General features: G+C 38.4%; 18 protein-coding genes and 2 tRNA genes. 15 read left to right on the forward strand and 5 right to left on the reverse strand.

Annotated features, from left to right (window positions below):
* The first annotated feature begins 5 nt into the window (after positions 1–5).
* From AC6I2O_RS16025 to AC6I2O_RS16085, 13 genes are all read left to right on the forward strand, one after another.
* Positions 6–401 carry a hypothetical protein gene (locus AC6I2O_RS16025; RefSeq protein WP_497743259.1) on the forward strand — a complete coding sequence of 132 codons (396 nt, stop codon included), beginning with the start codon at positions 6–8 and terminating at the stop codon, positions 399–401.
* A 31-nt stretch (positions 402–432) separates the two neighbouring features.
* Entirely contained in the window at positions 433–1,446 is a 1,014-nt protein-coding gene (locus AC6I2O_RS16030) for a hypothetical protein (RefSeq protein ID WP_497743260.1), read from the forward strand.
* A 19-nt stretch (positions 1,447–1,465) separates the two neighbouring features.
* Positions 1,466–1,903: a hypothetical protein gene (locus AC6I2O_RS16035; RefSeq protein WP_497743261.1), complete on the forward strand. Its 438-nt coding sequence runs from the start codon at positions 1,466–1,468 to the stop codon at positions 1,901–1,903.
* Between the two features lie 87 nt (positions 1,904–1,990).
* On the forward strand, positions 1,991–2,977 hold the full coding sequence (locus tag AC6I2O_RS16040; protein WP_497743262.1) for a hypothetical protein: 987 nt from the start codon (positions 1,991–1,993) through the stop codon (positions 2,975–2,977).
* Positions 2,978–2,995: 18 nt separating this feature from the next.
* Positions 2,996–4,150: a hypothetical protein gene (locus tag AC6I2O_RS16045; protein WP_497743263.1), complete on the forward strand. Its 1,155-nt coding sequence runs from the start codon at positions 2,996–2,998 to the stop codon at positions 4,148–4,150.
* 26 nt (positions 4,151–4,176) lie between these two features.
* Positions 4,177–4,629, forward strand: coding sequence for a hypothetical protein (locus AC6I2O_RS16050; RefSeq protein WP_497743264.1), 453 nt, complete (start codon positions 4,177–4,179; stop codon positions 4,627–4,629).
* 15 nt (positions 4,630–4,644) lie between these two features.
* Positions 4,645–5,616, forward strand: coding sequence for a hypothetical protein (locus tag AC6I2O_RS16055; RefSeq protein WP_497743265.1), 972 nt, complete (start codon positions 4,645–4,647; stop codon positions 5,614–5,616).
* A gap of 72 nt (positions 5,617–5,688) precedes the next feature.
* On the forward strand, positions 5,689–6,600 hold the full coding sequence (locus AC6I2O_RS16060; RefSeq protein ID WP_497743266.1) for a phage baseplate protein: 912 nt from the start codon (positions 5,689–5,691) through the stop codon (positions 6,598–6,600).
* Positions 6,601–6,669: 69 nt separating this feature from the next.
* Positions 6,670–6,816 (forward strand): hypothetical protein, encoded by a 147-nt coding sequence (locus tag AC6I2O_RS16065; RefSeq protein WP_497743267.1) that lies wholly within the window; start codon positions 6,670–6,672, stop codon positions 6,814–6,816.
* A 70-nt stretch (positions 6,817–6,886) separates the two neighbouring features.
* A complete protein-coding gene (locus AC6I2O_RS16070; protein ID WP_497743268.1) occupies positions 6,887–7,360 on the forward strand; it encodes a hypothetical protein in 474 nt (157 codons plus the stop codon).
* Between the two features lie 12 nt (positions 7,361–7,372).
* Positions 7,373–7,822 carry a hypothetical protein gene (locus AC6I2O_RS16075; RefSeq protein WP_497743269.1) on the forward strand — a complete coding sequence of 150 codons (450 nt, stop codon included), beginning with the start codon at positions 7,373–7,375 and terminating at the stop codon, positions 7,820–7,822.
* Positions 7,815–8,192 carry a hypothetical protein gene (locus AC6I2O_RS16080; protein ID WP_497743270.1) on the forward strand — a complete coding sequence of 126 codons (378 nt, stop codon included), beginning with the start codon at positions 7,815–7,817 and terminating at the stop codon, positions 8,190–8,192. Before AC6I2O_RS16075 ends, AC6I2O_RS16080 begins: the two co-directional genes overlap by 8 nt.
* A gap of 55 nt (positions 8,193–8,247) precedes the next feature.
* Positions 8,248–10,014: a phage tail tip lysozyme gene (locus tag AC6I2O_RS16085; protein WP_497743271.1), complete on the forward strand. Its 1,767-nt coding sequence runs from the start codon at positions 8,248–8,250 to the stop codon at positions 10,012–10,014.
* Between the two features lie 143 nt (positions 10,015–10,157).
* Here the strand turns inward: AC6I2O_RS16085 and AC6I2O_RS16090 are convergent, their stop codons facing one another.
* Positions 10,158–10,868, reverse strand: coding sequence for a hypothetical protein (locus tag AC6I2O_RS16090; RefSeq protein WP_497743272.1), 711 nt, complete (start codon positions 10,866–10,868; stop codon positions 10,158–10,160).
* A gap of 122 nt (positions 10,869–10,990) precedes the next feature.
* Between AC6I2O_RS16090 and AC6I2O_RS16095 the strand changes: the two genes are divergently transcribed.
* Both AC6I2O_RS16095 and AC6I2O_RS16100 read left to right on the forward strand, forming a co-directional pair.
* A complete protein-coding gene (locus tag AC6I2O_RS16095; protein ID WP_497743273.1) occupies positions 10,991–11,203 on the forward strand; it encodes a helix-turn-helix domain-containing protein in 213 nt (70 codons plus the stop codon).
* Positions 11,204–11,323: 120 nt separating this feature from the next.
* Positions 11,324–11,539: a helix-turn-helix domain-containing protein gene (locus AC6I2O_RS16100; protein WP_497743274.1), complete on the forward strand. Its 216-nt coding sequence runs from the start codon at positions 11,324–11,326 to the stop codon at positions 11,537–11,539.
* Positions 11,540–11,666: 127 nt separating this feature from the next.
* Here the strand turns inward: AC6I2O_RS16100 and AC6I2O_RS16105 are convergent, their stop codons facing one another.
* The 4 genes from AC6I2O_RS16105 to AC6I2O_RS16120 form a co-directional block, all read right to left on the reverse strand.
* A complete protein-coding gene (locus AC6I2O_RS16105) occupies positions 11,667–11,930 on the reverse strand; it encodes a hypothetical protein (RefSeq protein ID WP_497743275.1) in 264 nt (87 codons plus the stop codon).
* A gap of 227 nt (positions 11,931–12,157) precedes the next feature.
* Positions 12,158–12,228: transfer RNA gene (locus AC6I2O_RS16110), tRNA-Gly, on the reverse strand.
* A 22-nt stretch (positions 12,229–12,250) separates the two neighbouring features.
* A tRNA-Pro gene (locus AC6I2O_RS16115) sits at positions 12,251–12,325 on the reverse strand.
* A gap of 200 nt (positions 12,326–12,525) precedes the next feature.
* Positions 12,526–13,938, reverse strand: coding sequence for a L,D-transpeptidase family protein (locus AC6I2O_RS16120; protein WP_120392843.1), 1,413 nt, complete (start codon positions 13,936–13,938; stop codon positions 12,526–12,528).
* Between the last annotated feature and the right edge of the window lie 112 nt (positions 13,939–14,050).

A 14,050-nucleotide genomic window follows, 5' to 3' on the forward strand; every position in this document is an offset into this window, starting at 1 on the left:
AATATATGAAGAAAACAATTAACACAAAAACAGCTATTGAGCTATACAACGCCATTGAAGAATTCATACAAAAGGATATTGATCTTCCAGTGCAGTTCGCGTGGGATATGGAAACGAATTCCGAAACGTTAAAACATATCGTAGAAAAATTCGAAAGAAATAGAGCAAAAATTTTAACACCATTGCGCGAAAAAGATGCTTTTGAAGATATTGACAATAATCAAATTAAGATAAAAGCACCTTATGTTAAAGAGTTTGAACAGGCAATGAAAAAAATCAATGAATATTTAACAGTTGAAAACGAGATTGAAATTAAAACAGTAAAAAAAGAGGACATCCCCTCTTCTATTTCTGTAAAAGACTTAAGGGCAGTTAAATTTATGATAGCTGATGCGGAATAAGTTTTGGTGTATTACGAAAGGGGGTGCCTAAATGTCAGATTCTAGTTTAGATTGTTACGACCTGCAAGGTAGGCTCATAGAGAACTTAACACAGTGGGATCAGAATCAATATATCATTATTAAAGATCTTCCTACTTTATCCACTGCCCCACTTGTCCATTTTCAAAACATGGAAAGTACAGAAGCTTTAGTCGTTAAAACAACTTTAGAGGGGAATGAAGTTACAGTGCCTGTGCCTAATAAATTGCTGCAGGAATCATTAAGGATTGATGCATATGTATATTATTATGAAGCACTCACGTCTGCAAGGTCTATTGCAATAGTAAGAATTCCTGTACGCAAACGTGCCAAACCTTCTGATTATCTATATGTGGAGAATATTGACATAACTTCTGTAGCACAGATAGAACAAAAGGTAAATGATAAGTTAGCTGAGGCAGACGTAATGATTTCCAATGCCGAAGAAGCTACCGGGAAAGCAAATGAAGCTACTGAGACTACTCTAGTAGCGATAGAGCAAGCAACCCATGCTGCTGAACATGCTGAACAGGCAGCACAGTCTGCCGAACAGGCAACCAGCCTGCTTGAAGAAACAATAAAAAAATCTGAAGTGGCAACCGATAAGGCGACTGATGCGTCGGAGAAAGCCAATGAATCTGCAGCCTTAGCTAATGAGGCTGCCACACAAGCAAACAAAGCTGCAGACAAAGCAAATGCAGCTGCAGCTTTGAAAGACATAAGTGAAAAGACTGTAACATTTACTAAGGATGAACGAAGGGAACCTTTACAATCTGACGAGACAATAGCTGTTTTATTAGGACAGATCAGTAAGTGGTTAGATGATCTAAAGACGGTTGCTTTTACCGGCAAATATGGGGATCTTGTAGATGCTCCTGCTATTGCGAACAATCTCACTACTGTAAATCCTGGTCTAGCCTTAGATGCTTCACAGGGTAAAATTTTATATGATTTAAGTGAAAGTATACATGAACAGCTTGCAGAGGACGTGACTCAAGAAGACATTCAAGCTATTTTTAATTCGTAGAAAGGAGGACGCGATCATTATGTTTATTTTGATGGATGAAGATAAAACACTACTAAAAAAACATGTAGTGCCAATTTATCAGGGAGAAGCCCTAGTAGATAAAGTATATTTCAAGCTTCCAAAAGTGTATCGTGGATATGACCTTACAGAATTTGAAGCTGAAGTTAGGTATAAAATTCCAGGCAACGTAGGTCGTGCGGAAACGCTCGTACATGCAGACGTGGATTGTGAAGAAACACATTTTTGCTATATGCTCCCTGTTAATTCAAAACTTACCACATTTGCTGGTGATATAAGTTTATCTCTTGTACTGTCAAAAGACGATCTGATGGATCAGAAGAAATATGTTATGAGTACAAGCTCTGTCATTCTTACCATCACTCCTACGGAAGCGGGAACTAAGCTTATTGAATCCCCAACATGCTGTGGAGCTGAATTTGATGTAGTTGAATTTTAATAAAATGTAATAAAAGGTATCGTTTAACTGTGTAAGGAGTAAGCGATACCTTTTTATATAAAATTATTACAAGGAGGTAAGATAAACATGGCTATGAAAACCAAAATTGGTTATGGAAACCGTAATGATGTTGCGCAGTCTATTGCGGATGGTGTCCTGGACGCTGGTGATATTATCGCTACCAAAGATACGGAAGAGCTTATATTTATCCGGCCAAACAATGAGCAAATGATTTTAAAATCTAGGACTCAAGAAGACATCGCTGTTAAGGGTGTAACCAGCCTTGGTGTTGAAGACAATGAAGTTATTCCTGCTGGTAAGTCATTAGATGAAATAGTTGCCCTGTTAGTCCAGAAACCCGTATCGGCTGAGTATACACAACCATCTGTTGTTGTATCAAATGAGGCTGAGCAGATGAGTGACTTTGTGGAAGCTGGCACTACTCTCACACCAAAATTCCAAGTAACGTTTGTACAAAATGATGCTGGAGCATTGTCTAAACTTGAAATCCTACGGGGTGAAGAAGTTGTAGGTGAAAGCGCATCATCACCGTATACCTACACTGGTACGCCTATAGTTGTTGACAATGATGAGTTGTCTTTTACCGTACGTGCTACATATGGAGAAGGTGAGATCAAGAATAACAATCTTGACCAGCCATCTCCTGAAGGTCATATCGAAGCTGGTTCTATTGATTCTGACGTTTATACAATCGCAGGCAAAAGAAATTTATTCTACGGTTCTGGAACAGGAAACATGCCAGACATTACATCTGACCTGATAAGAGGATTAAGCCACAAGGTTTTAGATCCTAAACAGGGGCTTACATTCAATGTGGCTTTAACCACAGGGGAACAGTACGTCGTAATTGCTTATCCTGCTACATTACCTGATCTCACCCAAATCAGATATCTTGAAACAGGTGATTCAAGTATGTTAGGTATGTTTGATCATTCTTTAGTAGATGTAGCTGACGCACGTGGAGGCAATAACGGGCTTGTATCTTACAAAGTTTATACTTTAAATATGCCTGTTCCTACAGCAGCGAAAATGACGTTTGAAGTGACAATTTAAGGATGGAGGTGTGAAAGTATGATTATGGATTCTGAAAAAATTTTAGTAGCGATTAAACCCTACAGTCGAGCATACCCAATTCCTTTAGATTTGTCTTCTGTTTGGGACACAAAAGAAGAAGCTGATCAGTACGCACAGCAAGCAAATGCATATGCTGGACAAATTATCAGCGTAAAAGTCAATGGATCTTATAAGGGCTATATCCTGCAAGGCGAAAACGGTAACTGTACATTAGAAGAACTTGGTGGTGGAGCCGGTACTCGGAAACAATATGTACAGGTAGGCACAAGGCCGGAGTCTGGTCAAGAGCAGGGGGTCATCTATATTGAAGATGATAAGGGTTATATCTGGAATGGAACTGACTGGAAGCCGATTTTCGAAGACGCTAGTTCTTCTATCGCAGATTTTAATACACGGATCGGTGCGTTAGAAACAGACATTGGTTCTAAAGCCAATATACTTAATCCTGACTTTTCTGGCAGTATAAAACTAGAAGGAAAAGAATTGGCCACAAAGGAATATGCTGAAAGTCTGATAGAGGCAGCTCAGTCTGAGGCTCCTATTATCATTGATGCTGAGCATCCGTTCCCTGAAACGGCCTATAAAGCAGGACAGAAATATGTTGTAGCTTTAGAGGGAGAATATCTGGGACAGAAATGTGAAGCTGGAGACCTTATTCTTATCATAAGAGATTATGTAGCTGAGACTGCGTCTAACTCTGATGGTCTGATTCTTCAGAGGAATATTGATGGTGCCGTAACTGGCGCAGAATCTTCTGTAGACGGCGATATCGTTGTATTCAGTGGCACAACCGGCAAGGTAATTAAATCTTCTAAGATCAATATGACATCCCTTACCGATGCAATTGAGAAGGCTCATGAGCACGCAAATAAAGAGCAGCTTGATACCTACGATAAGACTCAGGAAGAATTGTTAGCAGAAGCTGCAAACGTTGCTCAGAAAAAAGTTGATGCACTTAAAACAGAAGTCGGCGCAAATATAGACGAAAAATTAAATTCAAAAATAGGTGATCTCGGATCATCAACTACGGTCGTAGAATTCGTAGAAAAAGCTGTCGGCTCAGGTGGGGTAGATGTGTCAGAACAGATTGAGCAGGCTTTACAGAAAGCAAAAGCTTACACTGATACAGCCCTTACAATCATTGAATTTTAATACAATGGAAGGATGATAATTAAGCGATGGCAGAGAATGTGTTATCAATTATTGGGACAGTTGCCAGCAAAGTTCCCGATATAGCAATCAAAAATGGCCAACTCATATTCATTCCGGACAGCAGGACCATCGCCCTAGACTTAAATAACCGTCGGACATTTTATAATCAGATTATTTCTTTAGAAACTGATACAGAACGAAATAACATGTTAGCTCCCATTAACGGGAGCTTTTATTTCGTCATTGAGACTGCTGTTTTATGGAATTATCAAAACAAATGGGTGCAAATCACCACACCTCCTGAAGAGGTCGTATCTATTGGCGCTACTCTCCCACAGCTCGGCTCCAAGAAAACCCTATATGTAAACACATCAGAAGAAAATATTTCTATATGGGACGATGCGACACAGTCTTTCAAGATCGTGGGTGAAAAAATATATCCGATCAAAGAATCGGACATTAAAACATTATTTAATTAAAAGGAGAACAAAACTATGGCAGAAACAGTAAAAAATTATTTAGACCTACATGGTCTCACAATCTATGATGGGGGCATCAACAAGAAAATTTCAGAAGGGGATGCTGCTACTCTCGCAGCTGCAAAAACCTATGCAGATAGCCTCAGCGTGAACTACGACCCGGCAGGTAAGGCAAAAACCCTGGTTGATGAACTGGCAAGTGGGGACGTTGCAAAACTGAAAACGGATGTTGGCGATGTCGATTCACTTACCACAACAGCAAAAAATCTCGTGGGTGCAGTAGAAGAAATTAAAGTTGCTATTGGCACGGGAGGCACAGCGGCAGTTGTGACCATTACATCCGACGTAACAACAGATGGTATGCTTAAGTCTTATACTATTAAGCAGGGCGATGCTACAATTGGTGTTATTGATATCCCGAAGGACATGGTAGTACAGTCTGGTTCCGTGGTAGTGGATCCAGAAGGACAGGAGAAAGGTACATATATCAAACTTGTTCTTGCAAATGTGGCTGACCCACTCTATATCAACGTAGGTACGTTAGTTGACCTTTATATCGCAAAAGCTGGAGCGACACAGGTTCAGATCGCCATTGATCCGAAGACACGCGAAATCAGCGCTACTCTTGTAGCAGGAAGTGTAGGAACGACTGAACTTGCAGACGACGCTGTAACTACGGTGAAGATTGCTGATGCGAATGTAACAAAACTAAAACTTTCTGCTGAAGTACAGGCATCCCTTGACAAGGCAGATGCTGCGGCAACACAGGCTGACTTAGATGCTGAACGTACTCGTGCGAGTGAAGCTGAACAGACAGCAGTTACAACGGCACAGACATACGCGGATAATAAAGTAAAAACTCTTGCAGACGGACAAGTAGCACAGAATACACAGAGTATTACAGGGCTGACAGGACGCGTAACAGAGTTAGAAGCAAACGTAATGACTCCTATTACAGAAGAAGAGATCAAAGCGTTATTTGCGTAAATTTAACTAACCGGAAGAGGTATATCCTCCTCCACTTTTTACTGTCAACATAAGTAGGAGGTGACGCAATAAATGACATCAAGAGAAAATATAATTAACTCTTTAACCTGGTTCCTAGCTAGATGTAAAAAAGAGTTCGTTGGTATTGATAAAATGGCAGAATTAAAAGATCAAATTATTGCCGAACTTGGAGATGCTCAATATCCAATAGGCAGTATCTATATGAGCGCAAACAATACTAACCCAACTGTATATTTCGGTGGAGAATGGGTCGCATGGGGTTCTGGTAGGGTTCCTGTAGGTGTTGATGTAAATGACACAGCGTTTTCAGAAGTTGAGGCTATTGGTGGTGAGAAAGTACATACCCTAACTTCAAGTGAAATTCCATCACACGCCCATTCAATAAGCGAGAAATCATACACATCAGGAATAAATAGTGTCAACCATACACACGGAATTGGAGCCCACTCTCACGGATTAAATAATCATACTCATACAACAAATTCGTTTAGTGTAGCGTCAGCTGCAGAATCAGTAAACCACACACATAACTTTAGTGTGAATACAAGTGATACAAGTAAAACATTAACTGGTACTTTCAAAGCTTTACAATGGCAAACAGGAACCGCATCTGGAATTGTAAGTCAAGCGACAAATAAAACAGACAGAGCTGCAGGCGCAGGAACACAAATGGGACATAATACATTTACCATTGATGCAACACATCATCATCTTGTAAGTGGAACAACAGGAGGAATATCAGCCAATCATAATCACTCTGTTACTATTCCAGCAACAACGTCAAATGGCCCATCTACAGCAACAACAGCAAATTCTGCACAATTTAATTCTGGTAATCAATCTGCAAACCACACACATAATGTTACCATTTCCGCACACAATACAAATTCTACAGGTAGTGGAAATGCACATAACAACTTACAGCCATACATAACCTGCTATATGTGGAAGAGAGTTGCTTAATTTTAAGTTTAATAATATTTTTGACGGACATCAAATTTGACGATGTCCGTTTTTAATTAGGAGGTCAAAATGAAAAAACAAATCCTAACATATCTTCTCAATATTATGATTGGTGAAGATGTTACCGAAGATGATATTAAAACATTAACTGGAAACATTGACTTAGAAACTGGCGATATTTTAACAAGAGAAAATTTAAATGTGTATTATGTTTAAAACCGTTTGTATTGTTGCTACATAACAGTAATCAACATAATCTTCACATAGTCATTGAAAGGGGAATTTCATGGGAACAAATGACGTAATAAAACTGCTCTCTTCTATTCCAGTTGGAACTATAATTGCTTGGATTACAGTGTTTTTTGGAATGATAGGGACTCTTTCATATGGAATAATAAAATTATATAAAATGTTTGAAAAATCGAAAAGTATTAAAGATGAAAACGACTCATTTAAGTCTTTAGTTAAAAAACATGATAGTCAATTAACAAATATCCTAACATCATTAAAATCTATTACTGAAACATTAGAGGAACAAAAGAAAACTGATCTTAAGAAAATGCGACATTCAATAGTTAGAGCTGGTGAAGAGGCAATTAGCAATAATTATATTACTATTCGCCAGCTCAAAGCATTGGAGGAAATGTACGAAGAGTATAGTAATCATGGAAATGGATATGTAAAAACTCTTATGGTTAAAGTTCGTAATGTTCGTATAATTGGTAAATTGGACGAAAATGATGAGGATATAAATGAATAAAAGGTGGTACATATGAGTTCAAGATATGATTCTAAGGAATACAAAGAAGAATTGGAATTTAATAAAAAGTTAAAGAAAATTGAAGAACGTGGTCTTCGTAAACTAAAAAAACGTGAGCTTAAAGAAATCGCAAATCAATATAAGAAGCCAAAGAAGAAGATACAAACAACAAAAATTATCACAGCTCTTCTTATGATTCTTATGCTAGTTAACTGTCTTGCAATCGAGGCATATAGCTGCTATGTCATGTTTGTATTGCAGGATCTAAGTGCACTCTACTCTCTCATCGGAGCTGTTGTTACAACGACCGTTGGAGAAGTTCTTGCATTTACTGTTTATTCTGCAAAATCATATAAGGAGACCAAGGCAGAAAAAGATATGGAACTTGAGTATAAGAAAATTGAAAATTCAGAATTTATTATAACTGAACCTATAGAAGAAACGGAGGAAGCATATGGCTAGTATTAAAAACTTTTTATCATTTTTAAATGAAAATTGGACAATGATTTTAGTGTGTATTGGTATTATCATAAGTATAACAAAGAAAACTATATCATTCTTTTCTAAAACGGATGAGGAACGGATAGCTATTGCAAAAGAACAAATTAAGCACACTGTATTAAAGCTAATTACTGATGCAGAGGAAGATTATGCTGAATGGAATAAATCTGGCGCGATTAAAAGATCTCAGGTAATAGAACAAATCTTTGAGATGTATCCAATTCTTTCCAAAGCAATTAATCAGGAAGAATTAATTAGATTTATTGATGAACAGATTGATGAGTCTCTTGTGACTCTTAGGGAAATTATTGAAAATAAAACACTTGATTAGGATGTTGGCAGTGTCTGTTATGGGCACTGCTAATTTTTTATAAAAGGAGGATACTATGTCTAAAATAACGATCAATAGCTTTTGTAAAAAAGCTTATAAGAAGTTTAGAGAATATGGAATGACCCCAGAAGGTGCTGCTGGGTTATGTGGCAACATCTACAGTGAAAGTGCAGGATTTTTTGCAAATAGAGTAGAATTTTTGTGCTTACAAAGACTACGAGAACATGGAATAAAAGATAGAAACGGAAAAGATTATACAGATGAAACATATACAGCAGAAATTAATTCTGGGAGGATCACAAAAGAAAGATTCTTGAATCCGTTACCTGGGAAAGTATATGGATATGCAATGTGCCAATGGACAACTCCTGCAAGGAAACAGGGGCTATATGAACAGACAGTTGAAAAAGGCAAGAGTATCGCAGACGAAGATATACAGATTGAATACTGCGTGCATGAACTAAAAACAAAATATCAGTCTGTATGGAATGTGTTAACTACTACTTCTTCTATTAGGACTGCATCTGACAAAGTATTAAAGGACTTTGAGTCCCCTGCTAACTGGCAGGCTCTTAGCAATACAAGATATAACTATGCGAAGCAAATTTATGATGCTTTAAAAAATACAGTTGGAAATTCAAGTCAAGGAGATAAAGCAATGAATACAGCCACTAAAACGGAAAATATAAACAAGATGATTCAGGTTGCAAAGGCCGAAGTTGGATATTTGGAAAAGAAATCAAATGCATACTTGGATGATAAAACAGCAAATGCTGGTAGTAACAATTATACAAAATATTGGCGTGATGTGTATCCTGACTATCAGGGACAACCATGGTGCGCCTGCTTTGTGTCCTGGGTATTAATGAAAGCGTTCGGGCAAAGTAACGCCAAGAAATTATTAAAGCATTGGCCATATGTTTACTGTCCTACCCTTGGAAGTTTATTTACCAAAAATGCCAACCCTAAAGTTGGTGATATTGTAATCTTTTATAGGAATGGTGTCTTTGCACATACAGGAATTGTCACAAAGATTTCTGGGGATAAATTCTGGACGATTGAAGGAAATGCATCTGGAGCATCCGGCATAACACCAAATGGCGGAGGTGTTGTAGAAAAGACGTATCTTAATTCACAGCTTCCAGGAACAAAATTCTGTACTCTTGACTGGTCTATAATTAGCAATTCTAATACCGATTCATCTTCTATTCCAACTTCTAAACCTTCAAATAATCCATCAGGCAGCGTATCAAAATTAAATGAAAGTGAACAGTGGAAAGGGATTGTAACTGCAACCACGTTAAACGTCCGTACATGGGCTGGAACGTCGTACCCTACTTGTTCCTTCAGTCCACTAAAGAAAGGCTGTGAAATTAGCGTATGCGACGTTCTGAAGGCATCTGATGGATCGGATTGGTATTATATTAGGTATAATGGTAAAACTGGATTCGTAAGTGCAAAGTATATACAACCAAAGGCCAATGACTCAAATCAGAATAATGGATACACACAGAAACAATTTATAAAAGACATACAAAGAGCTGTAGGCGCAAAGATTGACGGCATTGCGGGATCTGAAACCTTGTCTAAGACTATAACTGTATCTTCTACCAGAAATCGTAATCATGCTGTTGTAAAGCCGCTACAGAAATATCTGTATGCTTTAGGATATACGTCTGTAGGAAAAGCTGATGGAGATGCCGGAGAAAAGTTTACAAAAGCAGTCAATGAGTATCAAAAGAAAGTATTAAAATATACGACAGTTGATGGTGAAATTACTGCACGTGGAAAAATGTGGAAGTCTCTTCTAGGACTGAAATAAATTCTATAGAAACATATAGTCATCATCCGAACTGGGTTCTATGTCCGCATCCCCGTCTCAAGTTTTAATGTAACAGTCCCGAATGTTCTTTATAATACAGTCAATATCACTGTTGGATAGTATGGCAAAACATTCCCATCTTCCTATTCCTTTTTTCGTTCTGGAGCATAAAAGATAATTATTTCTATATGACCATCTGTTCCCTCTATGTCTTCTATAATTTCATAGGTAACATAGTAATCTCTGATAAAATATCCCCTATAGGGATCAGACAATGTATAGAGTTCTCTGGTGGAAAAATCTACCAGACAATACCCTGTTGTTCCAATCGTTCTATCGTTATCTGTCTTCTTCTGGTCTGTATAAAACTCTACTGCTTTATCCAGACATTTTTGACATACAATCTTACTCACTGCTTTTAAGTTTACGCCATCAATATCTTCATAATATACTTTTATATGAGTAATTCCTCGATTAGGCATACCGCTTACAGAAATATTGCCATAACCATCGCCAAAAGAACAGGAACGTATTCTAAAGCAATCCTGTTCAAATAGTTCATTTCCATCATCATCATACTCCCTTACGTCAGAGTCAGTAATTTGCAGTTGATTCCAGTAAATAATACCGACGGAATCTCTCTTTGCGTAATAAGGCATCAAACTTTCATTCCTCTCCCCACATATATAACACTCTTCAGACTTTACCGAAGAAGTAGTTTCTGTTTGAAACTCTCTTTGTTTTGTCTTAATTTCTGTTTTGTCATTGATTGTTTTTGGCTGCGCTTTTCCACATCCTGAAAATAGACACCAGAAAATGATCATCAAAAATAAAATCCGCCTTTTTTTTGCCAATATACGCCTCCTATGTATTCCGTATTTTTTTAATTCTTCCGTTCATAATAATATGGTGCGCACAAACACCATATTATTATAAACAATTGCACCTTAAAATGCAAGAGGAAGGAGGGAAACACATGATAAAATATGACCGTTTATGGATTACAATCAAAAAGAAAAACCTCAGCCAATATAAACTCATAAATGATTATGGGATTGATAAAGCGCAGATCCAAAGGCTAAGGAAAAATATGATTGTCAAAACGATTATATTGAACAGACTCTGTCAGATACTTGAATGTCAGATTGAAGATATCATGGAATATGTACCAGACGATAAGGATGAATAGGACATTATAAACTTCATAGTTTTACAATGTCCTTTTTTATTCTCCATTTATAGTGTTCACACGCACCATATCCTTGTTGCCCGTATCACATTAAAATATTAATAAAGGGGTGACATCCAAATGATAAAATATGACCGCCTATGGTCAACACTGAAGGAAAAGAATATCAGTCAGTACAAACTGATTAAAGATTATGGAATTGACAAAGCACAACTTCACAGATTACGGCATAATATGGTTGTTAAAACCATCACGCTAAATAATCTATGCAAAATTCTTGACTGCCGCATAGAAGATATTATGGAATATGTACCAGATGAGTCAAATGAAGATTAGGGAACACAGTGTTAAAAATGTTGTGTTCCCTAATTACTTTTATGAGACTCCCTCTTTTCTTGTAATTCTTAAACAAAGATAAAAAAATAAGGCGATACTTAATTGTATCGCCTTATTTTTTTGCCCTTTATTCTGTATCAGTTTTTTCAATCATTTCTTTGATGTCATCTAACGTAATTTTTTTCTTCTTCATCAGTTTAGCCAATTCTTTCATGTCAGCTTCTTCTTTTTCACGAGCTTCCTTCTCAAGGATAGTTGTCAATTCGTTCTTCAGTGTTTCAATCTGAGCTTTCGTATCAACAATATTCTGCTCATATGCCTGAATTTTCTCGTTAAGCTTATCAATGTTATCTTGTAATACCTGTGATTTGGATCTTCTAATCTGTCCCATTGACTCTCTTCTACCTCCTTGAAATGGGCTATCATTCATTTTCATCATTATACTTTATTTAGTCAAAAAATACAATCAGGAAAATGTACGATTCTTACGAAGCAACAAAAAAAACAAGCATCCAACTTACCTTTCTAATCAATAGTTATCAACAGTTATCACGTGCTTTATCATCCGTGTAGGCTGCAAACCCTTGATTTTACTGGTTTTTTATGCTTATTTCGTGAAGCGGGTGATGGGAATCGAACCCACGTATCCAGCTTGGAAGGCTGGTGTTCTACCATTGAACTACACCCGCGTGCATGCGATACCTGGAAAAATCGGGGTGACAGGATTCGAACCTGCGACCTCCTGGTCCCAAACCAGGCGCTCTAGCCAAGCTGAGCCACACCCCGCTTCGGTATTGCCAGGCGTCCTTCGCTTGACGCAAGTTGAATTATAATATAGCCTTTCGCAAAAGTCAACAACTTTTTCAAAAATCATTTACAATTTCTGGTCTTTCCTTTTTCCTGACCGTTTTCCATAGATTTGCGAAGCAAAAACAGATTCCAAATCAAACAGCGAAAACGCCCGTTCGCTCTGGAATCTGTCTTTTTTAATAGTACAAAATAATCGGCATTCGTTCTTCCATATTTTCGTAGATAATCCGTGCTGCTTCGGAAGGCAGGTTTACACATCCGTGTGAACCATTGCTCTGATAAATGCCGCCGCCAAATGAACTACGCCACGGCGCGTCGTGGAGTCCCTGTCCATCATGGAACGGCATCCAGTAAGTAACATCCTCTTCCCAGGTGTCACCTTTTAAAACCTCCGGACTCTTTTTATACGGAATCCCGAAAATTCCGGTCACTGTGCCTCTGCCATCTCTCGGAAGTCCGGAAACAATATCTGTTTCCACAATCAGCTCGCCGTCCTTGTAGAACCAGAGATGCTGCTGCGACAAATTGACTTCTACATAATTTCCACAGATGTCATCCCTGCCGTTACGCTTATAGCCTTTGACTGCATAGACTGGTTCGCGCTCCGTCTCAGTATTGGCGTGAATATCCTGGATCAGCTGCTCTGCCTCTGCATCCTTGTCAATCTGATAACCGTAATCACCGGACTCAAAACTGATCGTCTGACCATCATGCGTTGTAAAGTCTCTCTGGTAATACAGTGTATCGTACCGCGCCGCCAGATCGTACGCATAATTGTAGATTTCTTCCTCCCGAAGACTCGCCTCTCCATCCGCAATGTCCAGCCATTCCTGAATCACAGACCAGTCAATCACCTCTTTTTCCTCTCCGAAGGTAATCGTAATCTTCGCCTTGCAGTAAGCGTTATAAATGTTCATCAGTGCGTTCATTTCTCCGTCATCCTGCGTAACCGCCGGAAGAAAATAAAACGATTCCGGAATATCCAGCGAAGAGTCCTTCTGTGGTCTGTTATTCGCAACAATTCTGTCTACATAATCTTTAACCATGACCCGCAAATCCGCATCATCCATCTCATTTCCGTAGACTTCCGGCTCAATATAATACTCTGTTCCGTTAAATTCCAGAGATGCGTCAATACTTGACGTTCGCGGCTGTGCCAGTCCTGCTGCGGTCACAGACGCTTCAAACACCGCCTCATCAAATGTAAAAGGAATTTCCACCTCAAACGTATTACCGTCCATCAGGCTGAACAACAGCTTTAGATTCTGCTCCCTCATACAGCTTTGAATATTGCTAAGAAGCTTCGTCTGATCAATGGTATAACCCATATCTTCCAGTGTAAGCGTTTTTGCAGTCTCGCCTTTTTCTTTCAGCTCCAGCTTCGGCGCACTGTAATCCTTTTCCAGAATCAGCAGTACTTCCTTACAGCTCTTGCCTGTCACATCATAACCATTCAGCGTTGTTCCGTCAAAAAAAAGACCGCTGTTTGCCTGTTCATACAAATAATAGCCCAGCGCACCCAGTCCGGCTGCTACCAGACAAAATAGAATAATAACAGCAATCTTAAGCCCTTTTTTCTTTTTTTTCAATTTTGATCCCTTACCCTTCTGTTCTTTCTGTTTTTACTACCCCCTGGCTTCCCCAAGCCATTTCCTTCTTAATATTGCACTATTACAAGAAAATAGTCAAGTGGAGGAATAT

The sequence above is a fragment of the Blautia sp. St.27G3 genome (genome assembly GCF_059728505.1).

What these genes read in the sequence shown, in the direction of transcription:
- AC6I2O_RS16025 (WP_497743259.1), top strand. Translation starts at nt 6, where the DNA reads ATGAAGAAAACAATTAACACAAAAACAGCTATTGAGCTATACAACGCC.
- AC6I2O_RS16030 (WP_497743260.1), top strand. Translation starts at nt 433, where the DNA reads ATGTCAGATTCTAGTTTAGATTGTTACGACCTGCAAGGTAGGCTCATA.
- AC6I2O_RS16035 (WP_497743261.1), top strand. Translation starts at nt 1,466, where the DNA reads ATGTTTATTTTGATGGATGAAGATAAAACACTACTAAAAAAACATGTA.
- AC6I2O_RS16040 (WP_497743262.1), top strand. Translation starts at nt 1,991, where the DNA reads ATGGCTATGAAAACCAAAATTGGTTATGGAAACCGTAATGATGTTGCG.
- AC6I2O_RS16045 (WP_497743263.1), top strand. Translation starts at nt 2,996, where the DNA reads ATGATTATGGATTCTGAAAAAATTTTAGTAGCGATTAAACCCTACAGT.
- AC6I2O_RS16050 (WP_497743264.1), top strand. Translation starts at nt 4,177, where the DNA reads ATGGCAGAGAATGTGTTATCAATTATTGGGACAGTTGCCAGCAAAGTT.
- AC6I2O_RS16055 (WP_497743265.1), top strand. Translation starts at nt 4,645, where the DNA reads ATGGCAGAAACAGTAAAAAATTATTTAGACCTACATGGTCTCACAATC.
- AC6I2O_RS16060 (WP_497743266.1), top strand. Translation starts at nt 5,689, where the DNA reads ATGACATCAAGAGAAAATATAATTAACTCTTTAACCTGGTTCCTAGCT.
- AC6I2O_RS16065 (WP_497743267.1), top strand. Translation starts at nt 6,670, where the DNA reads ATGAAAAAACAAATCCTAACATATCTTCTCAATATTATGATTGGTGAA.
- AC6I2O_RS16070 (WP_497743268.1), top strand. Translation starts at nt 6,887, where the DNA reads ATGGGAACAAATGACGTAATAAAACTGCTCTCTTCTATTCCAGTTGGA.
- AC6I2O_RS16075 (WP_497743269.1), top strand. Translation starts at nt 7,373, where the DNA reads ATGAGTTCAAGATATGATTCTAAGGAATACAAAGAAGAATTGGAATTT.
- AC6I2O_RS16080 (WP_497743270.1), top strand. Translation starts at nt 7,815, where the DNA reads ATGGCTAGTATTAAAAACTTTTTATCATTTTTAAATGAAAATTGGACA.
- AC6I2O_RS16085 (WP_497743271.1), top strand. Translation starts at nt 8,248, where the DNA reads ATGTCTAAAATAACGATCAATAGCTTTTGTAAAAAAGCTTATAAGAAG.
- AC6I2O_RS16095 (WP_497743273.1), top strand. Translation starts at nt 10,991, where the DNA reads ATGATAAAATATGACCGTTTATGGATTACAATCAAAAAGAAAAACCTC.
- AC6I2O_RS16100 (WP_497743274.1), top strand. Translation starts at nt 11,324, where the DNA reads ATGATAAAATATGACCGCCTATGGTCAACACTGAAGGAAAAGAATATC.
- AC6I2O_RS16105 (WP_497743275.1), bottom strand. Translation starts at nt 11,930, where the DNA reads ATGGGACAGATTAGAAGATCCAAATCACAGGTATTACAAGATAACATT.